A 24,855-nucleotide genomic window follows, 5' to 3' on the forward strand; every position below is an offset into this window, starting at 1 on the left:
AATATTTTACTACCCACCTCTGGGGATCGTCCGTCTACGGGGAGGCCATGCCCGCTCCAAAGTCGCTAACCCGTCTCATCGAGCTCCTCCACCAGGCCCTCCGGGCCCAGCTCCACCATGCCCCGGACCACCCCCTGGCCCTGAAGAGCCAGGCGGACCTGGAGGACTACCTGCCCGCGCTCCTGGCCGAGTTCGGGACCATCCGCCTGGTGACCAGCGGCGTGGGCTTCTCCTGCCAGGACGAGCCCGTCACCGGGGCGCCCAACGCGGCCATGGCCCTGGCCCGGGAGATGGACGCCCGGGAGATCGGCGGAATCGAGCTGGTGCCGGGCCTGGACCCCGAGGAGATCCGGACCCTGCTCTTCATCCTGCAGATGCGCCCCCAGCGCGTGTCGGAGATGGGCGGCGCCGCCACCCTCCTGCCCGACGACGGCCTGCTGCGGGTGCTGCCCAAGGTGGAGCTGCCGCCCCCCCGCGTCGCCACCCCGCTGCGGGCCTCGGACGTGGAGCTGGACTGGGAGAAGATGTTCGCCGCCCCGGAGCGGAGCGTGCCCCAGACCATCCCGGATTCCTTCGACCCCATCCCCTGGGTATCGGGCAGCCCCGCCGGGGATTCCGGCCCGCTGCCGCCCACGGTCCCCCTCGCCTTCCCGGAACCCGCCCCCCTGACTCCGGAGGAGCTCGCCCGGGTCCAGGTGCCCCATGAGGTGGAGGAGCTGGTCGAGCTTCCCGAGGAGGCCGCCCCGGCTCCCCTCCCCGCGGGCAGGCCGGAGCCCGCCGCCCCCCTTCCGCCCTCCCCGGCGGCCCTGCGGGACGAGCTGTCCAGCCTCTTCCGGTCCGCGCTGTCGGCCACCACGCCCGTGGACAAGGCCGGGCCCCGGTCCCCCTGGGGCGTCGACCACCGGGACTCCCTCAAGCGCTTCGGGTTCACCATGCCCAGCTACGCCTGCATGGCGGGAGCCGGCGCCCGGCTCATGCTGGAGGCCATGGACCCCGGAACGATCCGGGACGCCCTGCGCAAGGCCTTCTCCGAATTCGAGCCCGCGGACCAGGGGAACATCCTCCTGGGCGTCCCCGGCTTCCCTCCCGGGGAGCACGCGCTGCGGCGCGCCCTGGACTTCCTGGCCCCGGAGCTCCTGGCCCAGGCCGTGGCCCACACCCACGTGGCGCACCGGCCCTCCATGTTCGACCTGGCGCTGCTCACCGTGGCCCTCATGCAGTGCGTGCCGGACCGCGAGCTCTCCCTGGACGCCATCCGCGGCCGGCTCCAGTTCGAGGGCTGGGGCATGCAGGAGGTGGAGGACTTCAAGGAAGCCATCCAATGGGAATGCCAGGGCACCGACACCAAGCTCCACATGAGCCTGGAGCGCCACGCCATCCACAAGCTCGATCCCCACCTCGTCATGACCCTGGGACGCCAGCTCATCCGGGGCAAGCGCGTGGACGACATCCGTTCCATGCTCGCGCAGCTGGAGGAGGAGTTCAGCAGCCCCCAGGAGTCCGTGCGCCGCCACGGCACCGAGATCCTGGCGAACCTGGCCGAGGGCCTCCCGGAGACCGGGCTGCCCCTGGACCTGGAGAACCGCATGCTGGCCTCGGCGCGCTACCGCCTGTCGGCGGAAAACGACCAGCTGGTGGCCCAGTGGTGCGCCCAGACCGTGGAGGCCATCCTCAACCGGTGGATCCCCGCGGGGAACTTCACGGCCCTGCACAACGAGATGCGCAACCTGGGCGACCTGGCCTACCCCAGCGTGGGCGCGGCGTCCTGGAAGCCCCAGCTGATGCGGGACCTCCTGGCGCGCCTGGGCTCGTCGGCCAACATCGCGCTCCTCGTGCCCCTGCTCTTCCAGAAGGGCGCGGGGCTCCCGATCCCCCAGGTCCATTCCATCCTCGCCCTCATCGGCACCCCCGCCGCGGCCCACCTCGCCGTGAGCCTGGAGATCGAGGAGGACCCCAGCCACCGCACCCACCTGGTGGAGGCCCTGCGGGCCATCGGCAGGCGCGCCGTGCCCGTGCTCCAGGAACAGCTTGCCTCCTCGCACTGGCACATGGTGGACGCGGCCCTGATGCTCCTGGCCCAGGCCGGCGACAAGGCCGTCCTGCCCGACATGCTGCTTGCCGTCAGCCACCAGGACATGCGCGTGCGCCGCACCGCCGTCACCGCCGTGGCCGCCCTGGCCGGAAAGCCCGCCGCCGCCATGGCCCTGGCGGAGACCCTGGCGGACTCCGACGTGGCCGCGCAGCTGGAGACCCTCAACCTCATCGGCGACCTGGGCGAGCCCGCCGCCCTCCCCGCCGTCCTGCGGATGCTCAACCCGGACAAGGCGTCCGGCGACGACGCCCAGCGGCTGCGCCTGCGCGCCGTGGAGGTGCTGGGCCGCATCCCCGGCAACGACTCCGTCAGGCCCCTGCAGGAGCTCTTCCAGAAGAAGGGCCTGTTCAAGGGCCGGGAGCCCGTGGGCATCCGCATCGCCGCCGCCAAGGCCCTGGCCGCCATGAACAGCCAGGAGGCCCGCGAGGCCATGGCCATGGCCATGGAGAACGAGCCCACCGAGGAGGTGAAGGCGGTGTTGAGGCAGTACCTCATCCGCTAGTAAGCTGTCGGGTGCCGCCCAGGAGGCCTGCCATGACGCGCACCCCCGACCCCGATCTCGACCTTGTCCTCGAACGGATCGTGCCCGTGAACCGGGCCCTCATCTGGCGGGCCTGGACCACCCCCGCCCTCGCCCTGAAGTGGTTCACCCCGGCCCCCTGGAAGACGGTGGCCTGCGAGATCGACCTCCAGCCCGGCGGCATCCTCCACGTCGTGATGCAGTCGCCCGAGGGGGAGGACTTCCCCATGACCGGCACCTGGCTTGAAGTGGTCCCCCACGAGCGGCTCGTCTGGACCAACGCCCTGGCGCCCGGCTTCCGCCCCGCGGACCCCGGCCCCCACGGCCCCACCATGACCGCCGTCGTCACCCTGGAGGCCCACGGCGCGGGCACCCTGTACCGCGCCGTCGCCATGCACCGCAACGCCGCCGACCGGGAGGCCCACGCCGCCATGGGCTTCCATGAAGGCTGGGGCAAGGCCCTGGACCAGCTGATGGAGGCGGTGAAGGGCCTCTAGCCTATTTCTTCCGGAGCAGGGCCGCGCAGGCGTCGAAGCGGAACTGGACGGCGTAGTCCAGGGCGCTCTTGCCGTCGGCGTCGGCGAGGCGCGGATCGGCCCGGTGCTTCATCAGCGCGGCAAGGGAGCCCTCGTACCCGAAGTAGGCCGCCACCACCAGGGGCGTGCATCCGGCCTTGCAGTTCCGGTAGGACTTGGCGGCCTTCAGGTTGGGGTCCGCGCCCCGGTCCAGGAGGAGGGCCAGGGTCTCGGCCTTGCCGTAGTACACGGCCCAGTGCAGGGGGGACCAGCCCCACTTGTCCAGCGCCGAAGGGTTGGCACCCGCGTCCAGGAGGGTCCGCACCTTGGCGGCGTCCCCCTTCATGGCGGCCTCGGACAGGGCGGTGCCGTCGGGAGCCGCCCCGCTCTTGGAACCCGATCCGATCCAGGTGGCGGGATTGAGCTTCGACCAGATCGTCCGGGGCGCCTCGGCGGGCGCCTGGCCGCCGCGGGAGAGCACGAGCTTGGCCTGGGTCCACTGACCCTCCCGGATCTCCAGCACCTGGGTGCGGGGCGGGTAGCCGTCGGCCTCCGCCTTCACCGAGACGTTTCCGATGGGCAGGTCGCGCAGGTTCAAGGCCTCGGTGGGCGAGGCGGTGCCCTTCAGCACGCCGTCCACATAGATCTTGGCGCCCGGGATGTTGGCCGACACCTGCAGGCCGCCCAGCAGGGAGGCCGCCGCGGGCGGCGCCCCCAGGGTGGAGGCCGCCGGGGGCGGAGCCGGGGCTGGCGCCTCCGAGGCGGGCCGCCCGCTGGCGGGGAAGAAGTAGAACTCGCCCAGCGCCTGATCGTAGAGCGCGGGCACCTGCTCCTGCCCGGCGGCCTGGGACAGCTTGACGACCTCGTCCCGCACGTTGCGGAGCACCTTGTCCACGGGGATCCCCGGCTTGTCCATCTCCTTGAGCAGCACGCGGGTGAACAGGCCGTTGGGGCTCTTGTCCCTGGGGCCCAGGGAATCCAGGGCCTGCTGCCCCGCCCCGGCGGAGAAGAGGACCATCTGGCCCGTGGCGGCGGACGTGACCGCCAGCCCCCGGCCGCCCAGGGCCCGGCCCCGGTGCTGGAAGGGGTTGTTCCGGCAGGCGTCGATGATGGCCAGGGAGAACCGGGCCTTCTGCTCCTGCAGGTCGTCCAGCACCCGCTGCAGGGGCACGGCCTCGTCCTTGACCTGGTCCTCGGAATCGCTGCGGATGTCCACGGGAAGGAGGTAGTTGGCGCCCCCCAGCTGCACCCCGTGGCCGGAGAAGTAGAAGACGGCCACGTCGCCTCCCGCCACCTGGCCCTTGAAGGTCCGGATGGCCTCCTTCATGCCCTTCTCGTTCACGTCCAGCCGGAGGTTCACCGTGAACCCCGCCCGCTCCAGCTCCCGGGCGATGGCCCGGGCGTCCATCCTGGCGTTCTTCAGGGAAGGAACGTTCTGGTAGGAATCATTGCCGACGACCAGCGCCACCCGGTTCTGGGCGGCGGCGGACAGCGGCGCGGGGCCCGCGCAGAAAAGGAGCATGCAGGCGAGAAGCCATCGGGCTGGTGGGCGCATGGGGGACTCCCGGGTTTGGGAAATCCCAGGATATACCTGGAACGGTCAGATGGCCGTCTGGAGCACCGTGAGGATCACCGTGTTGACGATGTCCTCGGCCGTGCAGCCGCGGCTCAGGTCGTTGCCCGGCTTCAGGAGGCCCTGCAGGAAGGGGCCGTTGGCGGAGGCCCCGCCGAAGCGCTCGGCGATCTTGTAGCCGATGTTGCCCGCGTTCAGGTCGGGGAAGACCAGGACGTTGGCCTTGCCGGCCACGGCCGAGCCCGGGAACTTCTTCTGGCCGATGGCGGGGATCATGGCGGCGTCGAACTGGATCTCGCCGTCCACCTGGAGCCCGGGGCGGCGCTCCCGCACGTTGGCGAGGGCGGCGCGGACCTTGTCCACCAGGGGGTGCTCGGCGCTGCCGGCGGTGCTGAAGGAGAGCATGGCCACCTTGGGCTCCACGCCCAGCATGGCCTTGGCGCTGTCGGCGGACGCGATGGCGACCTCGGCCAGCTGCTCGGCGTCGGGATCGGGCAGCACGGCGCAGTCGCCGAACATCATGGCCCCGCGCTCGCCGAAGGCGGGATCGGGGTGGATCATGAGGAAGGCGGAGGACACGGTCTTGATGCCCTTGGCGCAGCCGATGGTGAGCAGGCAGGCCCGCACGGTCTCGCCGGTGGTGTTCAGGGCGCCGGCCACGAAGCCGTCGGCCTTGCCCAGCTTGACCATCATGCCGCCGAAGTAGAGGGGCATCCGGATGGTGTCCAGGGCCTTGGCCTCGGTCATGCCCTTGTGCTTGCGGGCCTCGAAGAAGGCCCCGGCCAGTTCGGGGGTCTCGGGGTCGGTGGCGGGGTCGCGCAGGTCCGCGCCCTGGAGGGAGAGGCCCAGTTCGGCGGCCCGGGCCGTCATGCGCGCGGGGTCGCCCAGCACGGTGACGCGGCAGATGCCGTCCTGGAGCAGGCTGTGGGCGGCCTTGAGGGTGCGGTCGTCGACGCCCTCGGGGAGGACGATGTGCCGGTACAGGCCCTTGGCGCGCTTCCGGAACTCGGTGAACCAGGTCTCGTGATTGGCGTTCATTGCTACCCTCTCGTCTGCGCTTCCGCGCGGCTCAGGAATTCCGCCAGCCGGAAATCCTCCTCCCGGATGTGTCTCTGCAGCCAGTCATCCAGATACTCCAGGGTAACCGGACTGAGCTCGTTCTCGCCCCTGCGGAAACCGTCCACGATCCCCTCCAGGTCCCGGGCCAGCTCCGAGTGGAGGCGCCGGTGCTCGGCCTCGAAGGGGTAGCCGTGGCGCGCCATGAGTTCCTGTTCCAGTTCCAGGTGCACCAGGGTGAAGTCCCTGAGGAAGATCAGGCACCCCTCCAACTCGTCCCGGTTCCGCTCCGAGCGGCCCGCCAGGGCGCACAGGCGGTTGAAGGTGTCGATGAGGGTCCGGTGCTGCTCGTCCAGCCCGGCGCACCCCGTCTCCAGTCGTTGGTCCCAGATGATCGCGGCCATTGAGCCCTCCTGGAAAAAGCCGGGGCCGGAGACGGATCTCCTGCCGGGGGATGTGGGTGTTTAGGCAGAAAGCTTAGCCGGGTTCAGCGCGGGAGGGGATGGGAATCCAGCCAAATTCTGGCCCCGGGCGCCAGCACGTCCCGGTGCATGCGGTCCGGGTCCCCGAAGAAGGCCCGGCCCAGGTCCCCGTCCACCAGGTGGGTGGCCAGGAGCTTCAGGGCCTCCCGCGGGTCCCACTTCTCCTCGGCGAACACCAGCCGCCCCCCTTCCCGGGCCTCCCCCAGGAGCCGGGTGAAGAACTGCCAGCCCACCTCCCCCTCCCGGGCCATGTGGGAGCCGATCACCACCACCCGCACGCGGTCCCAGTCCGCCGCCAGCAGATCCCGGCGCCAGGCCCGCACCTCCCGTTCCAGGGCCTCCAGCTCCAGGGCCGCCGCCTCCCGGGCCAGGGCCTCCAGGGGCCCCCGCATGGCCGCGCAGTATGCATCCAGGCCGGAGACCTCCCCGCGCGCAAGCGCCCCGTCCAGGAAGGCCAGGGAGGGCGCCCGCACCCCGTCCGTCCCCGGCTCCAGGGCCGCGAGGTTCTCCCGGAGGGAGGCGAGCCGCCCCCGGTCCCCCGCCGCGAGCCGGATCGCCAGCGGAACGTGGCTGAGGCCCTTGAGCCGGTGGTAGCGCGGCGGCCGGATGACGGCCTCGGCCGCCAGGGTCCCGCCCCGGTACAGCTGCAGCGAATCCCCCGACACCACCAGCACCGGCCCCTGCCGCGCCAGGGCCCCCGCCCTCGCCTCCGCGTAGGCCCGATGGAAGGCCGCGTCGATCTCCAGCAGCGGGTCCGCGGCCGCGGCGAGGCAGCACGTCGTGATCAGGAGGTATCTCAGGAGCATGGCGGCCTCCGGGCTGGAGGCGAGTCTGACCGGGCTCCGTTCCGGACGGAAGGGGCCCAGGCTATACTGGCTGCCCAGCCGCCTTAGCTCAGGGGTAGAGCACTCGCCTTGTAAGCGAAAGGTCGTCGGTTCAAATCCGACAGGCGGCTCCAGGATCCGGGGCATGCGTACCCCAGGGGAGGCGACCATGACCCAAGGCATGACCACGGACGAACTGGTGGCGCTGGTGCGCCGGGTGTTCGCGCCCGGCCCCGGGGACCGGGGGCTGGCGGTGCTGGTGGACCTGCCGGACGGCCAGGTGCCGGACCAGCCGGAATGGCGGGAGCGGCGGGCCCTGGCGGCGGCCTGGGTCGAGGCCCTGGCCGCGCGCAGCGGGGACCTGGGCTTCCCCGTGCACCTCGTGGCCTACCCCAACGTGCACACCAACAACGGCGACCTGCCCGGCAGCGCCTGGATCCACCGCGGCGGGGCCCCGCCCCAGCATGCCGGGGACCTGGACCCGGCCGCGGCGGTGCCCTTTCCGCAGATCTACGCGGACCATTCCATCCTCATCGCCCTCACCACCTTCTCGGCCACCGCGCCCCTCAAGGTGGCGGCGCGCCAGCACCCCATCCGGGCCGCCACCATGCCCGGCTTCACCGCCGCCATGCTCCCCAGCCTGCGCCTGGACTACCAGGAGGTGAACCGCCGGGTGGAGCTCCTGAAGGGCCTGCTGGACCGGGCCACGGGGGCCGACCTGCGCTTCCGGCATCCCGGCGGCGAGGCCCGGCTCCACCTGGACCTGCGCCACCGCGCCGCCCACGCCAGCGGCGGCCTCCTGCCCCGGCCCGGCACCGCCGGCAACCTGCCCTCCGGCGAAGCCTACATCGTGCCGTACGAAGGGGAGCGGGACGGCGTTCCCAGCCTCAGCGAAGGCACCCTGCCCGTGCAGTTCGGCCCCGAGGTGGTGTGCTACCGCATCCAGGGCAACGTGGCGGTCGGCGTGGCCCCGGGAGGCCCCGAGGCCGCCCGGGAAGCGGCGCTGCTCAAGGCGGAGCCGGCCTACGGCAACCTGGCCGAACTGGGCCTGGGCGTGCTGGCCGCCTTCGGGGTCAAGCCCGTGGGCACGGTGCTGCTGGACGAGAAGCTCGGCCTGCACATCGCCTTCGGCCGCAGCGAGCACTTCGGAGGCCAGGTGGGGCCCGCCGCCTTCAGCCGGCCCGAGGCCGTGGTGCACATCGACCGCGTCTACGTTCCCGAAACCCAGCCGGACGTGGCGGTGGCCGAAGTGACCCTGGCGCTGGAGGGCGGGGAGGCCTTCCCCCTCATGCGCGAAGGGGATTACGTGCCCGGACTCTTCGCCGGGGGCGGCCTGTAGAAACCGCCATGGGACCTGGCCTGCCTCACCCGGTGGACCGTGCGGCGCCTGGGAGCGTGCCCGGCCTCACGGGCGCCGGTGCCCCAGGAGGGTGCCGTAGGCCACCCCCCCGACCGTGAGCAGCACGCCCGCCAGCCCGAAGCCCGTGACCGGCTCCCCCAGCACCGGCAGCGCGATGAGGTAGGTGGCGATGGGGGTCAGTTGCAGCCACACGGCAGCCTCGGAGATGGACAGGGAACCGTAGGCTTCGGCCATGAGCAGCTGCGCCAGGAAGGCCATGAAGCTCATGAGGAGGCCCAGCAGCCAGGGTAGCGGCTCCCGGGGCCAGGGGGCCAGGGCGAAGGGGGCCACCACGGGCAGGCCCACCAGGCTGAAGAAGAAGAAGATGGTGGTGGCGTTGTTGGTGGGGCGGGCGGCACGGATGGCGATGGCGCTGGTGGCGGCGAAGAAGGCCGCGGCCAGGGCCGCGAGCTGCCCCCGGCCGAAGCCCAGGGCCAGCGTGCCCTGCCCGAGCACCAGCACCACCCCCGCCGAGGCCGCGGCAACGGCCAGGAGCAGGTGCACCGTGGGGCGCTCCCGGAAGAAATGGAGCGACAGGGCCGTGGCGATGACGGGGAAGAGGTTGTAGATGATCCCCGCCTGCCCGGCCGGGATGTGCGCCAGGGCGTAGAAGTAGAGCACCACCACGAGACCCCCGGTGATGCCCCGGGAGACGAGGACGCCGTAGCCGTGGGGGGCGTACAGCTTCGGGCGGATCCGGAAGGCGGCCAGGCAGAGGAGGATGCCCACGACGAACCGGAGCACCGACAGGTGCCCCGGCGTGAACCCCATTCCGGGCTGGGTCAGCTTGCGGGCCAGGACCGCCATGAGCCCGAAGCAGGCCGCGGACCCCGCCAGGGCGGCGCGGGCCAGGGTGGCCCGGGGCGGGGGTCCGCCGGCCACGCCTACTCCACGTCCAGCGCGACGATCCGCATCTCCCGGCCCCGGAGGATCTCCATGGGAAAGCCTCCGCAGGCCGGGCAGGGGTCGTAGAAGGCCTCGAGGGGCGACTCGGCCCGGCATTCCGGACACCGGGCCAGGCACGGGGTCTCCAGGAGGTCCAGCTCCGCGCCTTCGGCCACGGAGCCGCGGGTGCCCACGTCGAAGGCGAAGCGCATGGCCTCGGGCTCGACCCCCGAGAGCCGGCCGATCTCCAGGACCACCCGGACCACCCGGGTGAAGCCGTCGAGCTCCGCCCGCTCCTCGATGATTCCCAGCATGCCCGCCATGAGGCTCATCTCGTGCACGCGGTCACCCCAGCGCCTTCACGACCTGGGTTCCCCCCAGCATCCGCATCTGGTTGAGGATCCATTCCTGGCGGCCCCTCACGTAGGCGCTGGGCGCGTCGGCGCGGTACTTGAGCGGGGAGGGCAGGACCGCAGCCAGCAGCGCGGCCTCGGAGGGGGTCAGCGACCTGGCGTGCTTGCCGAAGTACTTCGAGGCGGCCGCCTCGACCCCGTAGATCCCGTCGCCGAACTCCACGATGTTGAGGTAGACCTCCAGGATCCGGCGCTTGGACCAGCCGGCCTCGAGCAGGAGCGTGAAGTACACTTCGAAGCCCTTGCGCACCCAGGAGCGGCTCTCCCACAGGAAGAGGTTCTTGGCGGTCTGCTGGGAGACGGTGGACGCGCCGCGCTTTTTCCGGCTTCGCTCGTTGTGGGCCACGGCCTTCTCGATGGCCTTCCAGTCGAAGCCGAAGTGGTCGGGGAAGTTCTGGTCCTCGGCGGCGATGACGGCCACGCCCATGGCCGGGGCGATGTCCTCCAGGGGGACCCAGACGTGGCGCGGGCGGTACGGCTTGTCCCGGCCGAGGGACAGGATCCGGCGCTCGGCCATGAGCGCGGAGCCGGGCACGGGCACGAAGCGGAAGAGCAGCACGGCGACAATGCTGGCGGCCACGCAGGCCAGGAGGCCGAAGCCCAGCCAGCGCAGGAGGCGCTTCCACACGGGTCGATTCTTCATTGGGCAATTATGCCCTAAGACGGCGGGCCTTGGCCTTGCGCTTGGCTTCATACATCCGCCGGTCGGCCTCGTCCACCAGGCTGCCGGGCACGTCGTCCGGGGTGGGGCAGACGGCGGCCACGCCCAGGCTCGCGGTCACGTGCGGGGCCACGTCCGAACCTGCATGGGGAAGGCCCAGGTCCGCCAGGGCCGCGGTGATCTGCTCGGCAACCGCCTGTGCGCCTGCCTCGTCGGTGTCGGGAAGGAGGCACACGAACTCCTCGCCTCCAAAGCGGGCGGCCATGTCCCCGGGCCGGCGCAGGGCCGCGGCGAAGACCGCCGCCACGGCCTTCAGGCAGGCGTCGCCCTCCACGTGGCCGTAGGTGTCGTTGAAGTTCTTGAAGCAGTCCACATCGCCCAGGATCAGGGCCAGGGGGCTGCCCTCGCGGCGGCAGCGCTGCCACTCCCGGGCCAGGACCTGGTCGAAGTGGCGCCGGTTGGACAGCGACGTGAGCCCGTCCTGCACCGCGAGCGCCAGGAGCCTGTCCTTGGAACGCTTGAGCTCGATGTGGTTGCGCACCCGGGCCAGCACCGTGGCGGCGTTGATGGGCTTCTGGATGAAGTCGATGGCCCCGGCCTCCAGGGCCCGGATCTCGTCCACCTCCCCGTTCAGGGCCGTGAGGAAGAGCACCGGGATCTCCCCGGTGCGGGCGTCGGCCTTGAGGCGCTCGCAGGCCGTGAAGCCGTCCATGCCGGGCATGAGCGCGTCCAGGAGGATCAGGTCGGGCCGCGCCTCCAGGGCGAGGGCCAGGGCCGCATCGCCGTCCTCGGCCGCCAGCACCCGGAATTCCCTGCCGAGGACCGCGGCCAGCAGCCTGCGGACCATCGTGGAATCATCCACCACCAGCACTTTGGGGGCCGACCCGAGGTGCGTGCGCACCGCGGCCTCCGCCTCGCACCGGGGCGCTTCCCCCTGCTCCAGCGCGCGGGCTCCCGGGACCTCCCTGCGCCGGTCCAGGGCCAGGCGCGGGACCACCACTTCCCGGTAGATTCCCAGGGCCGTCTCCCAAAGGTCCGGGCCCTCCCCGCCCCACCGGGGGGCGAGGGTCCCCAGGAGCTCGTGGAGGAAGATCATCTCCAGCTCCCCGCGCCGTTCCTGGCCGCGCGCATCCTCGAAGACCCACAGGTGCGGTCCGCCTCCCAGGGGCAGGGGCGCGCCGCAGAGGCGGTAGCCCCGGGAGGCCGCGCGGGTGCGGGCCAGGAGGGGCACGATGTCCGGACCCCCGGGCCCCGCGCCCAGCCCCAGGGCCGCGGGGGCGCCCGGGTCGAAGGCCAGCAGACGCAGGTCCAGGTCCAGGATGAAGGCGTGGCAGCCCATGGCTTCCAGCAGGGCCGTCACCACGGGGCCGTCGAGGAGGCCCGCGGAAACCGGAAGCGGCGCGAAGGGGTTGGCGTCTAGGTTTTTCATGATAAATTCATTCAGCCAAGCCATCCCATCAAGCTCTGGAACCCAAATTACGATCAGCGTCCTTCATTGCAATGAATTTTTTATTGCTTGAATTCGGCACGTCCAACGCGGCGGTCCGACATTTTGCTAAAGTGATCCGTCCACCCCTTCCAATCCAAGGAGTCCTCCATCACCCCGCCCCAAGCCAAGACCGGGAAACCGGGCGCCTCCCTGCTCCGGTCCGCCGGAGTCGTGGGTTCGCTCACGCTCCTTTCGCGCATCACCGGCATGCTCCAGAGCCGGGTGGTGGCGTACTACCTGGGGGCGGGCCCCGCGGCCGACGCGTTCCTGGTGGCCTTCCGCATCCCCAACCTCCTGCGCCGGTTCACGGCGGAGGGGACGATGACCTCGGCCTTCCTCCCCACCGTGGGCGAGGTGGAGGCGGCCCGGGGCGAGGAGGCCGCAAGGGACCTGGTGGCGCGGTTCCTGGGGACCCTGGCCCTGCTCCTGACCTGCCTGTGCGCCCTGGGCATCCCCGCCATGGGGCTGCTGGCGGGCCTCCAGGTGATGGGGAGGCTGGCGCCCGGCGCGGGCTGGGGGCACCAGGCCGGGCTGCTGTGGGACATCGTCCTGGGCCTGCAGCCGGGGCCGCCGGAGTATCTCCTCACCACCACCCTGGCCCGCATCATGTTCCCCTACCTGGCGCTGGTGAGCGTCACCGCGGGGCTGTCGGCGGTCCTGAACCTGAAGGGGCGCTTCGGCCTGCCCGCCTCGGTGTCCACGTTCTGGAACGCCGCCTTCATCGGCATCACCCTGGCCTGCCTCGCCTGGGGGCCCAGGGCCTGGCGGGCCCCGGAACGGGCCGCGGTGGTCATGGCGGTGGCGGTGCTGGCCGGGGGCCTGGTCCAGCTCTTCATCCTCTGGCCGGCCTTCCGGGGCCTGGGCTACGGGATCCGCTGGGGCCTCCACCTCGAGGACCCCGGGGTGCGCACGGCCCTCCGGCGCATGGCGCCGGGGATCCTGGGCACGGGCATCCACCCCATCAACGTCCTGATCTCGACCACCCTGGCTTCGCAGCTGGCCGTGGGCGCCCAGGCGGTGCTCTTCAACGCGAACATGATGGGCGAGATGGTCCTGGGGGTCTTCGCGGCCAGCGTGGCCACGGTGAGCCTGCCGGCCATGAGCCGCCTGGTGGACGCCGGGGACGCTCCGGGCCTGCGCGCGAGCCTGGCCTCGGCCCTGCGGGGCACCGCGGTGCTGGCCATCCCGGGGGCGGTGGGCATGGCGGTCCTGGCCCGGCCCATCATCGCCCTCATCTTCCAGACGGGGCGCTACTCGGCCCGCGACGTGGAGTGGACCGCCACCACCCTGGCCTTCCAGGCCGTGGGCATCCTGTTCGTGGCCACGGGCCGCATCACCGCCCAGTGCCTCTACGCCCTGAAGGACTACCGCCGTCCCGCCTACGCCGCCCTCCTCGGGATGGGGGTGAACGTCGTGCTCTCCTACATCCTCATGAAGCCCCTGGGCACCGGAGGCATCGCCCTGGCCAACGGGCTCGCCAGCATCGCGGGCCTGGGCTTCATGGTGGCCGGACTGCGCCGGCGCATGCCGGACCTCCCCGTGCGGGAGGTGGTGGGCGGGTGGCTCTCCATGGGGCTGGCGGCGGGCCTCATGGGACTCCTGGCGTGGCTGGGGGCCAGGCTCCTGGGACTTTCGTCCTTCCAGGGGCTGGGGGGCACCGGCGCCCGGCTCTTCCCCCTCATCGGTCTGTGCGGGCTCTCCTACGGGGCCCTCCTGTTGCTGTTCCGGGTGCCCGAGGGGGCCTCCCTGGCCGCTCTGCTGGCCCGCAAACTGGGCCGGAAAACGTGACGCGGACCCCAATTGGGTGCGGGCGGCCGCCGGCACTGGCATAATCTAGGAATTCACAGGAGTTTCCATGTCCGTGCCCATGCTCGAACTCGCGCCCCAGAACGCTTCGGTCAAGGAGAAGATCCTCCAGGGGCTGTCCAGCATCATCGACCGCTCCAGCTTCGTCCTGGGCGAGAACGTCAAGGGCCTGGAGGCCGAGCTGGCCGAGTATTCGGGCGCCAAATACGCGGTGGGCATGTCCAGCGGCACCGACGCGCTGCTGGTGGCGCTCATGGCGCTGGACATCAAGCACGGGGACGAGGTGATCCTCCCCTCCTTCACCTTCTTCGCCACCGCGGGCGTCGTGTCCCGCCTGGGGGCCACGCCGGTCTTCATCGACCTGGACCCCGAAACCTTCAACGTCACCGGCGCCCTGGTGGAGGCGGCCATCACGCCCCGCACCAAGGCCATCATCCCCGTGCACCTCTTCGGCCAGCTGGCCGAGATGCCCGCCATAATGGCGGTTGCGGACAAGCACGGCATCCCCGTGCTGGAAGACGCCTGCCAGTCCCTGGGCGCCAAGGGCTGGGGCCTCTCCGCGGGCCAGTTCGGCCAGATGACGGGGTGCAGCTTCTACCCCACCAAGAACCTGGGCGCCTTCGGGGACGCCGGAATGACCCTGATCCGGGACGACGAGGCCCTGGCCGCCAAGGTCCGCCGCCTGCGCGTCCACGGCATGGAGCCCGTCTACGTCCACCACGAGATCGGCATGAACGGCCGTATCGACGAGTTCCAGGGCCTGGTGCTCCGCGCCAAGCTGCCCATGCTGGAGGGCTGGCACGAAGGTCGGCGCCGGCACGCGGCGTGGTACATCGAGCGCCTGGCCGCCATCACCCCCGACCAGATGGTCCTGCCCCTGGAAAAGGTCCCCGATGGCCGGCACATTTATAACCAGTTCACGATCCGCGTGAAGGGCGGGCGCCGGGACGCCCTCATGGCCCACCTGCGCGGCCTGGGCATCGGCTGCGCCGTCTACTACCCGATCTGCCTGCACGAACAGCCCTGTTTCGAATACCTGGGCTACAAGAAGGGCCGACTGGCCGAATCCGAGCTGGCCAGCCAGGAAGTGCTCAGCCTGCCCGTCTACCCCGAAATGACCCCGGCGATGCTCGAAGAAGTGGCCCAGGGGCTGCTGAGCTTCTTCGGCGCCAGGTAGGCCGGAAATTTAAGACTTCATCGCCAGCTTCCGATTAGTCCATAGAACCCAGGGAGAATCCGCCCCTTTGGTTTCGTGGGGCCCCCGTGAAGATCCGCCGTCCAGCCTGGCTCGATAGCCTGACCGTCACGGTCGTGATCACCATGCTCCTGGCCCTGGGGTTCCAGACCTGGATGCTCGTGCAGGGACGCAGGCGGGACCTCGAGATCATCTCCACCCGGGCCGCGAACCGGGCCCAGGCCACCGCCCACCGGGTCCAGGAGATCTTCAAGGAAGTGGACCTCCTCCTCCTGGACATCCGGGAGCACCTGGACCCGGAGGACCTCCTCCGGGGCCCCAGGGCCCTCTCCCCGGCGCGGGACGCGGCCATGCGCGCCTACCTCCGCCGCCAGGCCGCGAAGGTTCCGCAAGTCCTGCTGCTTCACGTGGTAGGCCCGGATGGCCGCTACGTCTTCTCCTCCACCGAGTTGCTGCCGGACGTTAACATCGCGGACCGCAACTACTTCCAGGAACAGCGGGATGCCATCGCCGACGAGATGCGGGTTTCCGACCCGTTCCTGGGCAGGGTCTCCGGGCGCTGGGGCATCTTCCCATCCCGGCGCGTCACGGACGCCGGTGGGCGATTCGCCGGGCTCGTCATAGCGACGCTGGACACCGAGGCCCTCGGCACGGTCATGGTGGCCGTGGACCAGGCCCAGTGGGTCCTGTCCCTGCACGCCATGGACCATCAGCTCATCGCGCGGTCGCCCGCGGGCCCCATCGGCACACGGCTGGTGGAGCCCCGGATGGATTCCATCTGGAAGGGCCCCATCGCCTTCGAGGGGGCGTCCATGGGCGAACAGGAGCCGCACATCTGGGCCGGATGGCAGGTTCCCGGGACCACCCTCTACACCGTGGCGGGCTACCGGAAGGCCCGCGCCCTGGCCCAGTGGCACCGGGACCTGAAGATCAACGCCGCGGTGGCCTGCCTCCTGGTGGCCGGCTGCGCCGGCATCCTGGTCCTCCAGCGGCGGGGCCGGAAGTCGGCCGAATCGGCCCTCCTGCTCCAGGAGCGCCTCGCCATCGCCGCCCAGGGCGCGGGCATCGGCATCTTCGACTGGGACCTGGACCGCCGGCGCCTCCACTGGGACGACGGCATGTACCGGCTCCTGGGCCTCCGGAGGGAGGATCTGCCTTCGCCGGGGGAGGCCTGGCTGAACCGGGTGGATGACCGGGACAGGGACCGGGTCCGCGCGGACTTCCGGGCCGCCCTGGCCGCCGAGGGCCTCCACCTGGCCCAGTTCCGGGCCCGGAAGCCCGACGCTTCCGTCGTGCACCTGAGGGTCGCCGCACGGAACCTCAAGAGCGCCTCCGGCAGGCCTGCCCGCATGGTGGGCATCGTCTACGACGTCACCCAGGCCGAGGAGGCCCAGGAGGCCCTGAAGGGCAGCGAGGCCTACTTCCGGACCCTGTTCGAGGCCGTCCCCGCCGCCGTGGCCGTCCTCCGCCGCGGCGAGGTCGTCGACGCCAACCCCCGGTACCTGCAGATCTTCCAGGCCGCCGAACCCCCCTGGGTCCTGGCGCCGGTGCGCCAGCCCGACGGCAGCCACTCCCGCGACCACGGGGAACGCCTGGCCGCCGCCGCCCTGGGCGGATCCGTGCAGCGGCTCCCGTGGCAGTGCCGGCGCGCGGACGGGACGCTCTTCGACAGCGACATCACCGTGACCCGGTTCCGGCACCAGGACGACGACCTGCTGATGGTGATCGTCCGGGACCTCACGGCCATCCGCGAGATGGAGACCAAGCTCCACCATGCCCAGAAGATGGACGCCCTCGGGCAGCTGGCCGGGGGGGTCGCCCACGACTTCAACAACATGCTCTCGGCCATCCGGTCCGCGGCCGAGCTCCTCCACGAGGAGGTGCAGGGGGAGCGGCCGGCGCGCCTGGCCGGAACCATCGTGGCCGCCGCGGACCGGGCCGGACAGCTCACCCGCCAGCTCCTGGCCTTCGCCCGCAAGGGGAAGGTCCTCTCCACCCCCACCGACGTCCATCTCATCATCCAGGAGGCGGTGACGCTCCTGGAGCGCACCATCGACCGCAGGATCAGGATCGACTTGCGCCTCCTGGCCGCCGACGCCACGGTGGTGGGGGATCCCTCCCAGATCCAAAGCGCCCTCCTCAACCTCGGGGTCAACGCCCGGGACGCCATGCCCGACGGCGGCGTGCTCACCTTCGCCACCGAGACCCTGGCCATCGAGGAGGCCGACTGTTCCCAGGGCGGCTTCCGGCTGGAGCCCGGGGCCCACCTCCACGTCTCGGTGGCCGACCAGGGCTGCGGCATCCCCGAGGCCAACCTGGGCCACATCTTCGATCCCTTCTTCACCACCAAGGAGGTCAGCAAGGGCACCGGCCTGGGCCTGGCGGCGGTCTTCGGGACGATGGTCTCGCACAAGGGCGCGGTGACGGTGGAGTCCAGCGTCGGGGAGGGGACCGTCTTCCACCTCTACCTGCCCCTGGCCCAGCCCGGCCTGAGGCAGGCCTCCCCCGGCGCCCAGGGCCCCCTGCCCACCGGCACGGGCCGCCTGCTGGTGGTGGAGGACGAGGACCTGGTGCGCACCGCCACGACCATGGCCATCGAGTCCCTGGGCTACGCGGTCCACGCCGTGGCGGACGCCCAGGGCGCCCTCGCCCACTTCACCGCCCACCACGGGGCCCTCAAGGCCGTGATCCTGGACATGGTCCTGCCCGGATCCTCGGGTGAAGCGCTCGCCGTCACCCTGCGGGGCATCGACCCGGAGGTGCCCATCATCCTGGTCAGCGGCTTCCCGCGGACCGCAGGCCCCGGGCAGCTCCGGGAGCAGGGCTTCGCCGGATTCCTCCAGAAGCCCCTGGACAGGCGGGAGCTGGGGGACCTGCTGGCGGCGATCTAGCTGTCGAGTTCTTCCTTGCGCCCCGTCTGCCCCATCTCGAGCAGCCGGTCGTTGGCGCGCCCCGCCCACTCGCTGCCGGGGTAGCTCTCCACCAGCTTCTGGTAGAAGCCCTTGGCCTCTTCCTTGTACTTGTCCAGCTCTTCCTTGACCAGGACGTTGAACGCCTTGGAGAACTCCGCCATCTCCTCCTTGGTGAGCTTGGGGAATTCGTCCTTCTTGACCTTGGCCAGCCAGTCCTTGTTGAACTGCTTGATGACCTCGGTGTTGACGGGACGCTGCCGCATGGCTTCGCCCAGGTAGTAGTACGCCCGCTCCCGGTCCACGTATTCGGGGTAGGTCTCCATCAGCGTCTTGAGGCGCATCTCGGCGGGGGCGAACTGGTAGTTCTTCACCATGAAGATCCCCACCATGAGCTCGGATTCCGCCAGGCGGCGCCAGCACTGGGTGATCTTGGCCTTGGCGTCCACGGCGTAGGCGGAGCCCGGGGCCTCCTTCAGGAGGGTCTGGAAGGCGTCCAGGGCCTTGCGGGTCTCGGACTGGTCCCTCTCGGCGTTCTCGATCACCGCGTAGTGGCAGAGCGCGATGCGGTACAGGGCGTAGTCCCTGCGCTCGTGCCGGGGGAAGTAGTTCAGGAAGCTCTGGTACTCCACCAGGGCCTCGGGGTAGGTGGTGGTGGACCCGAAGAAGAAGCTGTCGGCGACCATGAGCTTGGACAGGGGGAATTCCTTGGACGAGGGCAGGCGCTCCTCGATCACCCGCAGCACCTTGCGGCCTTCCTCCCACTTGCCGTTCTGCAGGTAGATCTCGCCTTCGGCCAGGATCTGGGCCGCGGTCTGGCCCAGGGCCTCCTCGGCCTTGGCCTTGGGCTTTTTGCAGGCCGTCGCCCCGACCATCAGCAGGAGGCCGCAGGCGAGAATGGGAAGCGTTCGGGTGAGGTTCATGGATTTCCTTTGGTTTCTCAATTCAACATGGCGGCAGGAAGGGCATTGGTTCCTGCCTTGGCAGGAAAAACCTTGGCCAGCCATTCCTCGGTGATGCGTTCCGCGTCGATCCGGCGCAGGTCATGGAAGACTTCGTGGAGGAAGCCCGGGAGCCGGTGCCGCTCCAGCCGGCCCTGGGGGACGGCCTTCCACAGCTCCTCGGCCCCGTCGGGATCGGCGATGGTGTCCTGGCCGGCCTCCAGGAGGAGGATGGGGCGCTCCAGCTCGGCGCCCATGGGCAGGAGCTCCCGGCGCCCCTCCTCCATGGCGTCCAGGAAGGCCGCGGTGATGAGGTGGTGGCAGAGGGGGTCGTCCCAGTAGCGCTGGACAAGCACGGGGTCCGAGCACACCTGGGTCTTGTCCCCCTTGATGTCCAGGGGCCGGTGGGGGGCGGCGTACAGCAGGACCTTCTGCAGGAGCCGCAGGGGCAGCGGGATCTCCCGCAGGGCCACCGCGGGGCTGGAGGCGATGAGCGCGTCCAGGGTGTCCGGGTGCCAGAGCAGGACCAGGAGCCCCACCAGGCCCCCGAAGCTGTGCCCGAGCAGCACCTGGGGCCACACGGGCCGGAGGGAGCCCCGGCTCAGGGTGTCGTTGAGGCGCTCCTGGCGCAGCACCAGGGCCAGGTCCTCCACCGGGGCCTTGATGCCCCGGGCGTCGCCCCGGACCCCGCCGCTGCGGCCGAAACCCTGGTGGTCCATGGCCGTGACGGACCATCCGGTGCGGTGCAGCCACTTGGCGGTGTGCCGGTAGCGTTCCCCGTGCTCCCCGTAGCCCGGGGAGATCACCACCCGGCCCCGGGGGCTGGGGTGGTCCCACCGGGCCCAGGCCAGCGGGGTGCCCCCATGCCCGGTCAGGAACCCCCTCGCGGTGGGCTCCATGTCCTCGGGAAGGATGGAAAGGGTTTCCGGCATCCCCTGAGGATACCTTGGGATTCGCGGAACTTCCCCCCCCAGGTTTCGGAAGGGGCCCCGGAACGGCTACGATGGGGGATGGACTTTGATAGCCTCGTCAGAGCAAAAAACGAACTGGAACCCCGGGTCGGCCAGCTGCGCCGGCACCTGGACCCCGACCGCAAGCTCCTGGAACTCGAGCAGTTGGAAGAGCAGACGGCGGCTCCCGGCTTCTGGGACAACCCGGACGCCGCCAAGCCCATCCTGAAGAAGCGCGGGGTCATCCAGGACGAGCTGGCCCTGGCCAGGCGCCTGGGGGGCGGCCTGGACGACCTGGAGACGGCCCTGGAGCTGGCCCGGGACGACGCCGAGATGCTCCTGGAGGCCGAGTCCCTGGAAGGGGACCTGCGCCGCCAGATCGAGGACGCCGAGCTGCGCATGATGCTCTCCGGCGAGCTGGACGTCAGCAACGCCATCGTGGCCATCGCCCCCGGGGCCGGCGGCACCGAGAGCTGCGACTGGGCCGCCATGCTCCTGCGGATGTACCTCCGGTACTGCGAGACCAAGGGCTGGAAGACCGAGATGCTGGACTACCAGGACGGGGACGAGGCCGGCATCAAGGGCGCCACCTTCCTGGTGTCGGCCCCCTACGCCTACGGCTACCTGCGGGCCGAGGCCGGCGTCCATCGCCTGGTGCGCATCTCCCCCTTCGACGCCGCCAAGCGCCGGCACACCAGCTTCGCCGCGGTCTACGTCAGCCCCGAGCTGGACGACACCATCGAGATCGACATCCCCGAGAAGGACCTGCGCATCGACGTGTTCCGGGCCAGCGGCGCCGGCGGCCAGCACGTGAACCGCACCGAGAGCGCCGTGCGCTTCACCCACCTGCCCACGGGCCTGGTGGTGAGCTGCCAGAACGAGCGCAGCCAGATCCAGAACCGCGCCTCGGCCCTCAAGGTCCTCAAGGGGCGCCTCTACGAGCTGGAGCGGCGCAAGTTCGAGGAGAAGGTGGCCCAGGCCTCGGGCGAGAAGTCCGACGTGGCCTGGGGCTCCCAGATCCGCAGCTACGTCCTGGCCCCCTACCAGATGGTCAAGGACCACCGCACCCTCGAGGAGACCAGCCAGACCCAGAAGGTCCTGGACGGCGACCTCGACGCCTTCATCCGCACGCAACTCCTCGCAAAGAGCCTGAAGACCGAGGGTTAGTGAAAGCCCACTGCGATCTCTGCCTCTCCCCCATCGCCGAGACCAGGACGGTGCGGCACCTGGAGGGCGGCACGCTGGAATTCTGCTGCCCCGGCTGCGCCACGGTCTTCGAGATCCTCGGCCCGGAGGAGGCCCGGCGTATGGGGCCCCGCTTCAAGGGCGAGGCGGGGGCGGACGCCGCCCTGCCCCCGGGCCCCTACCTGGAGCTCTGGCTCAAGATCGACGGCATCGCCTGCGCGGCCTGCGCCCCCCTGGTGGAGGGCATCCTCCAGGCCCGGCCCGGCGTCGTGAAGGCCACGGTGGAGACGGTCTCCGAAGTGGCCCAGGTGCTCTACGCGCCCGGCCGGGTATCCAAGGAAGCCATAGCCGCCCACTGCGCGCGCCACGGCTTCCCCGCCCACGAGCAGAGCCCCCTGGATCCCGAAGACGAGCGCGACGCCGGCGTCCACGGGCCGCTTCGGCTCGTCCTGGCCATCGTCCTGGGCGCCAACGCCATGATGAACGCCATGGTGATGTACGCCGCCTTCGCCCACGACACCGGGGCGCGCTGGCTGGCGGACCTGGTGTTCATGGAGCGCATCTACGACCCGGATCCCCTGCCGATGACGGTGCGGGACGCCTTCACCCTCACCACCGGCCTGGCCGCGCTGCCCGTCCTGCTCTACTGCGGCTGGCCCATCATGGTCACCGGATGGCGCCGGATCCGCCTGGGTTCCCCGAACACCGACAGCCTCGTGGGCTTCGGGGCCCTGCTGGCCTTCGCGGTGAGCCTCTACTCGGCCCTCGCGCTCCACACCCACCATGTGTATTTCGACACGGCCTCCATGCTGGTGTCGCTCCTGGTGGTGGGCCGCGCCATCGAGGGCGGCGCGCGGCGCAAGGCCCGCAGGGCCGTGGCCGGCCTCCTGCAGCTCTCCGCCCCCAGCGCCGAGGTGCTCGTGGAGGGCGCCTGGCGGGAGACGGCCCTGGACGCCGTGGCCCAAGGCGACCGGGTGCGGGTCCGGCAGGGGAGCCGGATCCCCGTGGACGGCCGGGTGGTGGAAGGCGGGGGCTGGGCCGACACGTCCTCCCTCACCGGCGAGCAGATGCCCGTGGCCCTCGCGCCGGGCTCCCAGGCCTTCGCGGGGACCCTCCTGTCCTCGGGCACCGTGGAAATGGAGGCGATGGCCGTGGGCGCCGGCACCCGTCTGGCCCAGATCGTCCAGCGCGTGCGGCGCACCCTGGCGGCCCGCGCCCCCATCCAGCTCCTGGCGGACCGCATCGCAGCCGTGTTCATGCCCGTGGTCATCGCCCTGTCGCTCCTGGCCGGGTTCGTGGCCTACGCCCGGGCCGCCACCGCCGCCCAGGCCCTCATGGCCGGCGTCGCCGTGCTGGTGGTGGCCTGTCCCTGCGCCCTGGGCCTGGCGACGCCCATGGTGCTGGTGGCCGCCGTGGCCGAGTGCGCGAGGCGCGGCATCCTTCTCAAGGGAGGCGACGTGCTCGAGAAGGCGCCCGGCATCAAGGCCCTGGTCCTGGACAAGACCGGGACCCTCACCACCGGCCGGCTCGACTTCACCGGAGTCCGCCTCGCCGCGCCTGAAGGCGAGGCGCTGGCCCTGGCCGCAGCGCTGGAGGAGATCGCCGTGCACCCCCTGGCCGAGCGCATCTTCCGGGAGGGGGCCACCCGCGCCCTGGCCGGGGGCCCCGCCCTGCCCCGGGTGGAGAACCGCGTCAACCACCCCGGCCTGGGCGTCTCCGGCACCCTCGACGGCGAACCGGTCCTGGTGGGCCGCCCCTCCTGGCTTCGGGCCCAGGGCGTCGCCGCCCCCGAGGCCTGGTGGGCCGGGGACGGCCTCGAAGGCTCCCTCGTGATGGTGGCCCGGGACGGGGCGTGCCTGGCCCTGTGGGGCCTGGGGGACAGCCTGCGGCCCGAGGCCCCCGCCGCCGTCGCCGCCCTCCGGCGCATGGGGATCGACTGCTGGCTGGTGAGCGGCGACCGCCTCGAGACCTGCATCAAAGTGGCCGCCCGCGTGGGCATTCCGGAGGACCGGGTCGTGGCTGGCGCCCTACCGATCGAAAAGGGCGAGAAACTGGCGTGGATCCAGCAGAACATCGGACCCGCGGCCATGGCCGGCGACGGCGTGAACGATGCCGTGGCCCTTTCCCAGGCGGACCTGGGCATCGCCATGGGAAGCGGCGCCGGGGTGGCCCTGGAGACCGCGGGCCTGGTGCTGGTCCACCGGGACCTGCGCAGGATCCCGGAGTTCCTCGGACTCGCCCGCCTTGCCATGCGCCGGGTACGGCAGAACCTCGGCTGGGCGATGGTCTACAACGCCATGCTCGTCCCTCTGGCTCTCACGGGCCACATCCACCCGATCCTCGCCGCGACGGCCATGATGGCTTCAAGCATCAGTGTGGTATTGAACAGTGCGAGGAAGCTCTCTTTGGATTCCAGGCCAAGGGATCTCGAGACGGTGGCCTGACACTTAATTAATGTTTATTTTGTTTTAAAATCAATAATCGAAATGAACACTTGCAGAGCCCGTCGAGCCGACTAAGACATCCCCCGGCAGAGCCGGGGGGTTTAAAACGTGAGCCGCTCAAAGCGGCTGGTCGGGGTCGCTAACGCGGCCCCGAATCATAGGATGGGCACCTTGGAGGTGCCTGGTCAGCGAAACAGGGACAGTTGCTCAAATCGCTCGTCCTCCTTTTCCTGTTTTCGGATGTATTCGCGCACGACCGTCTCATCTCGGCCCACTGTCGATACGAAGTAGCCGCGCGCCCAGAAGTTCTGGCCTACAAAGTTGCGCTTCCTCTCCCCATACACGCGGGCGAGGTGAATCGCGCTCTTACCCTTGATGAACCCGATCACCTGCGCCACGGCATACTTTGGCGGAATCGAAATCAGAATATGGACGTGATCGGCCATGAGGTGCCCCTCCTCGATCCGGCATTCCTTCTGCGCGGCCAGTTGCCGGAACACCTCACCCAGATGTGGTCGTAACTTCTCGTAGAGCGTCTTTCTTCGACATTTTGGGATAAACACCACGTGGTACTTACACTCCCACCGGGAGTGGCTTAGACTTTCCGACGAGTCCATCTTGGACCTCCTTTCGTGTGCTTGGCGGCTCACAATCGGAGATTCCAGGATGGACTCCCTGAAATGTCAAACTTCTACTGCCACCCCGGCAGAGCCGGGGGGTCTCCTGGTTTTGCTAGAATTGTCATTGCCGATCAACTACACAGCTGCGCAGACGTCAATCGCCACGACCCCCCGGCTTGTTTCATCCACCCTTTTTTATACATAATTTTTCAATCATTTATTGCCTTAACCCATGGGTAAGGGTTCCATGTCGCTTGAACTCAAGCGGCATGGAACCCACATTTCATCCACTCCAATAGGAGACGTCATGTTCATATTAAAATCAGCCATGATCCTTCTCTGCGCCGCCGGCGCCCTCGCCGCCCAGGGCCTCGTCGACCTGAACGGCCTGGCGTCCGCCGCCAAGCGGTACGCATCCCATGGACTTCAGGGGACCCATTCCCCCGCGACCCTGGACCTGCGCCTGATGCGTGGCGACAACGGGGCCGACCCCGCCTGGCTCATGTCCAAGGCCAGCGACGTCCAGCGCTGGACCCTGTTCTACGAGGCCCAGTACCAGGTGCCCGAGGAGGCGGGTTCCGTCCTTCCCCGGCCCCGCTCCGCGAGCGTGAAATGCACCCGAGGCCTCTTCTCGGATTTCTTCCTGTCCCCGCCCTCCATTCCCGGATGCAAATCCATGGAGTTCACGTGGGTGGCGGTCAACCTTGACTCGGCCATCGCCAACCTCAACCTCCACGGCTACGTGCGCGGGTTCTCCCAGGTGGAGACGAAGCGGCCCGACAGCCCCGGCTATCCCGACGAGCTCGTCTACGTGTTCACCTGCCCCTGGGAGCGCGCGAAGGTGGCCATCTCCGCCAACACCGGAGCCCTCGCCTGGTACCAGATGTACTGAACCG

20 protein-coding genes and 1 tRNA gene are annotated in these 24,855 nt (G+C 70.4%); 10 read left to right on the forward strand and 11 right to left on the reverse strand.

Annotated features, from left to right (window positions below; translation table 11 throughout):
* Positions 1 to 47: 47 nt before the first annotated feature.
* Entirely contained in the window at positions 48 to 2,594 is a 2,547-nt protein-coding gene (locus ACZ5MC_RS19880) for a HEAT repeat domain-containing protein (RefSeq protein ID WP_306602232.1), read from the forward strand.
* Between the two features lie 32 nt (positions 2,595 to 2,626).
* Entirely contained in the window at positions 2,627 to 3,109 is a 483-nt protein-coding gene (locus ACZ5MC_RS19885) for an SRPBCC family protein (protein ID WP_306602233.1), read from the forward strand.
* Position 3,110: 1 nt separating this feature from the next.
* Here ACZ5MC_RS19885 and ACZ5MC_RS19890 read toward each other — a convergent pair whose 3' ends face one another.
* The 4 genes from ACZ5MC_RS19890 to ACZ5MC_RS19905 form a co-directional block, all read right to left on the reverse strand.
* Positions 3,111 to 4,682 (reverse strand): caspase family protein, encoded by a 1,572-nt coding sequence (locus ACZ5MC_RS19890; RefSeq protein WP_464516602.1) that lies wholly within the window; start codon positions 4,680 to 4,682, stop codon positions 3,111 to 3,113.
* A gap of 45 nt (positions 4,683 to 4,727) precedes the next feature.
* Positions 4,728 to 5,738, reverse strand: a complete 1,011-nt coding sequence (pta, locus tag ACZ5MC_RS19895) for a phosphate acetyltransferase (protein ID WP_464516603.1) — start codon at positions 5,736 to 5,738, stop codon at positions 4,728 to 4,730.
* Positions 5,739 to 5,740: 2 nt separating this feature from the next.
* Positions 5,741 to 6,160 carry a bacteriohemerythrin gene (locus tag ACZ5MC_RS19900; RefSeq protein WP_464516604.1) on the reverse strand — a complete coding sequence of 140 codons (420 nt, stop codon included), beginning with the start codon at positions 6,158 to 6,160 and terminating at the stop codon, positions 5,741 to 5,743.
* Positions 6,161 to 6,243: 83 nt separating this feature from the next.
* Positions 6,244 to 7,044, reverse strand: coding sequence for a hypothetical protein (locus ACZ5MC_RS19905; RefSeq protein WP_464516605.1), 801 nt, complete (start codon positions 7,042 to 7,044; stop codon positions 6,244 to 6,246).
* A gap of 77 nt (positions 7,045 to 7,121) precedes the next feature.
* Between ACZ5MC_RS19905 and ACZ5MC_RS19910 the strand changes: the two genes are divergently transcribed.
* Both ACZ5MC_RS19910 and ACZ5MC_RS19915 read left to right on the forward strand, forming a co-directional pair.
* Positions 7,122 to 7,196: transfer RNA gene (locus ACZ5MC_RS19910), tRNA-Thr, on the forward strand.
* 35 nt (positions 7,197 to 7,231) lie between these two features.
* The gene (locus tag ACZ5MC_RS19915) at positions 7,232 to 8,401 is read left to right on the forward strand and encodes a M29 family metallopeptidase (RefSeq protein ID WP_464516606.1); all 1,170 of its coding nucleotides are present in this window, start codon (positions 7,232 to 7,234) and stop codon (positions 8,399 to 8,401) included.
* Positions 8,402 to 8,467: 66 nt separating this feature from the next.
* On the opposite strand, the gene ACZ5MC_RS19920 is transcribed toward ACZ5MC_RS19915, so the two are convergent.
* From ACZ5MC_RS19920 to ACZ5MC_RS19935, 4 genes are read right to left on the reverse strand one after another with little or no spacing between them, the layout of a single operon-like run.
* Positions 8,468 to 9,343, reverse strand: coding sequence for a DMT family transporter (locus ACZ5MC_RS19920; RefSeq protein WP_306602239.1), 876 nt, complete (start codon positions 9,341 to 9,343; stop codon positions 8,468 to 8,470).
* Between the two features lie 2 nt (positions 9,344 to 9,345).
* Positions 9,346 to 9,678: a hydrogenase maturation nickel metallochaperone HypA/HybF gene (locus ACZ5MC_RS19925; protein ID WP_306602296.1), complete on the reverse strand. Its 333-nt coding sequence runs from the start codon at positions 9,676 to 9,678 to the stop codon at positions 9,346 to 9,348.
* A 13-nt stretch (positions 9,679 to 9,691) separates the two neighbouring features.
* Positions 9,692 to 10,402 (reverse strand): monofunctional biosynthetic peptidoglycan transglycosylase, encoded by a 711-nt coding sequence (mtgA, locus tag ACZ5MC_RS19930; RefSeq protein WP_306602240.1) that lies wholly within the window; start codon positions 10,400 to 10,402, stop codon positions 9,692 to 9,694.
* A 7-nt stretch (positions 10,403 to 10,409) separates the two neighbouring features.
* The gene (locus ACZ5MC_RS19935; RefSeq protein WP_464516607.1) at positions 10,410 to 11,849 is read right to left on the reverse strand and encodes a diguanylate cyclase domain-containing protein; all 1,440 of its coding nucleotides are present in this window, start codon (positions 11,847 to 11,849) and stop codon (positions 10,410 to 10,412) included.
* Between the two features lie 231 nt (positions 11,850 to 12,080).
* Here ACZ5MC_RS19935 and murJ point away from each other — a divergent pair, with 231 nt between their 5' ends.
* The 3 genes from murJ to ACZ5MC_RS19950 all read left to right on the forward strand — a co-directional run bounded on the left by murJ (position 12,081) and on the right by ACZ5MC_RS19950 (position 17,801).
* A complete protein-coding gene (gene murJ, locus ACZ5MC_RS19940) occupies positions 12,081 to 13,697 on the forward strand; it encodes a murein biosynthesis integral membrane protein MurJ (protein WP_306602242.1) in 1,617 nt (538 codons plus the stop codon).
* A gap of 67 nt (positions 13,698 to 13,764) precedes the next feature.
* Entirely contained in the window at positions 13,765 to 14,892 is a 1,128-nt protein-coding gene (locus ACZ5MC_RS19945; protein WP_306602243.1) for a DegT/DnrJ/EryC1/StrS family aminotransferase, read from the forward strand.
* An 86-nt stretch (positions 14,893 to 14,978) separates the two neighbouring features.
* Positions 14,979 to 17,801 carry an ATP-binding protein gene (locus ACZ5MC_RS19950; protein WP_464516608.1) on the forward strand — a complete coding sequence of 941 codons (2,823 nt, stop codon included), beginning with the start codon at positions 14,979 to 14,981 and terminating at the stop codon, positions 17,799 to 17,801.
* On the opposite strand, the gene ACZ5MC_RS19955 is transcribed toward ACZ5MC_RS19950, so the two are convergent.
* Positions 17,798 to 18,742, reverse strand: a complete 945-nt coding sequence (locus ACZ5MC_RS19955; RefSeq protein WP_306602245.1) for an outer membrane protein assembly factor BamD — start codon at positions 18,740 to 18,742, stop codon at positions 17,798 to 17,800. The two genes, ACZ5MC_RS19950 and ACZ5MC_RS19955, sit on opposite strands and share 4 nt — an antisense overlap.
* A gap of 17 nt (positions 18,743 to 18,759) precedes the next feature.
* Complete coding sequence (locus tag ACZ5MC_RS19960; protein ID WP_306602246.1) at positions 18,760 to 19,692, reverse strand: alpha/beta fold hydrolase; 933 nt, start codon at positions 19,690 to 19,692, stop codon at positions 18,760 to 18,762.
* A gap of 78 nt (positions 19,693 to 19,770) precedes the next feature.
* On the opposite strand from ACZ5MC_RS19960, the gene prfB reads away from it, so the two are divergent.
* Together prfB and ACZ5MC_RS19970 are read left to right on the forward strand one after the other, a co-directional pair.
* Positions 19,771 to 20,877, forward strand: a complete 1,107-nt coding sequence (gene prfB, locus ACZ5MC_RS19965; protein WP_464516609.1) for a peptide chain release factor 2 — start codon at positions 19,771 to 19,773, stop codon at positions 20,875 to 20,877.
* Positions 20,877 to 23,339 carry a heavy metal translocating P-type ATPase gene (locus tag ACZ5MC_RS19970; RefSeq protein ID WP_306602248.1) on the forward strand — a complete coding sequence of 821 codons (2,463 nt, stop codon included), beginning with the start codon at positions 20,877 to 20,879 and terminating at the stop codon, positions 23,337 to 23,339. The genes prfB and ACZ5MC_RS19970 overlap by 1 nt, the downstream gene beginning before the upstream one ends.
* A gap of 185 nt (positions 23,340 to 23,524) precedes the next feature.
* Here ACZ5MC_RS19970 and tnpA read toward each other — a convergent pair whose 3' ends face one another.
* Entirely contained in the window at positions 23,525 to 23,956 is a 432-nt protein-coding gene (gene tnpA, locus ACZ5MC_RS19975; protein ID WP_306600627.1) for an IS200/IS605 family transposase, read from the reverse strand.
* Between the two features lie 331 nt (positions 23,957 to 24,287).
* On the opposite strand from tnpA, the gene ACZ5MC_RS19980 reads away from it, so the two are divergent.
* On the forward strand, positions 24,288 to 24,851 hold the full coding sequence (locus ACZ5MC_RS19980; RefSeq protein WP_464516610.1) for a hypothetical protein: 564 nt from the start codon (positions 24,288 to 24,290) through the stop codon (positions 24,849 to 24,851).
* Positions 24,852 to 24,855 lie beyond the last annotated feature (4 nt).

The sequence above is a fragment of the Mesoterricola sp. JemC181 genome (assembly GCF_055384585.1).

Excerpts from the sequence above, each read along its gene's own strand:
- ACZ5MC_RS19880 (WP_306602232.1), top strand. The coding sequence starts at position 48 with ATGCCCGCTCCAAAGTCGCTAACCCGTCTCATCGAGCTCCTCCACCAG.
- ACZ5MC_RS19885 (WP_306602233.1), top strand. The coding sequence starts at position 2,627 with ATGACGCGCACCCCCGACCCCGATCTCGACCTTGTCCTCGAACGGATC.
- ACZ5MC_RS19890 (WP_464516602.1), bottom strand. The coding sequence starts at position 4,682 with ATGCGCCCACCAGCCCGATGGCTTCTCGCCTGCATGCTCCTTTTCTGC.
- pta (WP_464516603.1), bottom strand. The coding sequence starts at position 5,738 with ATGAACGCCAATCACGAGACCTGGTTCACCGAGTTCCGGAAGCGCGCC.
- ACZ5MC_RS19900 (WP_464516604.1), bottom strand. The coding sequence starts at position 6,160 with ATGGCCGCGATCATCTGGGACCAACGACTGGAGACGGGGTGCGCCGGG.
- ACZ5MC_RS19905 (WP_464516605.1), bottom strand. The coding sequence starts at position 7,044 with ATGCTCCTGAGATACCTCCTGATCACGACGTGCTGCCTCGCCGCGGCC.
- ACZ5MC_RS19915 (WP_464516606.1), top strand. The coding sequence starts at position 7,232 with ATGACCCAAGGCATGACCACGGACGAACTGGTGGCGCTGGTGCGCCGG.
- ACZ5MC_RS19925 (WP_306602296.1), bottom strand. The coding sequence starts at position 9,678 with ATGAGCCTCATGGCGGGCATGCTGGGAATCATCGAGGAGCGGGCGGAG.
- mtgA (WP_306602240.1), bottom strand. The coding sequence starts at position 10,402 with ATGAAGAATCGACCCGTGTGGAAGCGCCTCCTGCGCTGGCTGGGCTTC.
- ACZ5MC_RS19935 (WP_464516607.1), bottom strand. The coding sequence starts at position 11,849 with ATGAAAAACCTAGACGCCAACCCCTTCGCGCCGCTTCCGGTTTCCGCG.
- ACZ5MC_RS19945 (WP_306602243.1), top strand. The coding sequence starts at position 13,765 with ATGTCCGTGCCCATGCTCGAACTCGCGCCCCAGAACGCTTCGGTCAAG.
- ACZ5MC_RS19955 (WP_306602245.1), bottom strand. The coding sequence starts at position 18,742 with ATGAACCTCACCCGAACGCTTCCCATTCTCGCCTGCGGCCTCCTGCTG.
- ACZ5MC_RS19960 (WP_306602246.1), bottom strand. The coding sequence starts at position 19,692 with ATGCCGGAAACCCTTTCCATCCTTCCCGAGGACATGGAGCCCACCGCG.
- prfB (WP_464516609.1), top strand. The coding sequence starts at position 19,771 with ATGGACTTTGATAGCCTCGTCAGAGCAAAAAACGAACTGGAACCCCGG.
- tnpA (WP_306600627.1), bottom strand. The coding sequence starts at position 23,956 with ATGGACTCGTCGGAAAGTCTAAGCCACTCCCGGTGGGAGTGTAAGTAC.
- ACZ5MC_RS19980 (WP_464516610.1), top strand. The coding sequence starts at position 24,288 with ATGATCCTTCTCTGCGCCGCCGGCGCCCTCGCCGCCCAGGGCCTCGTC.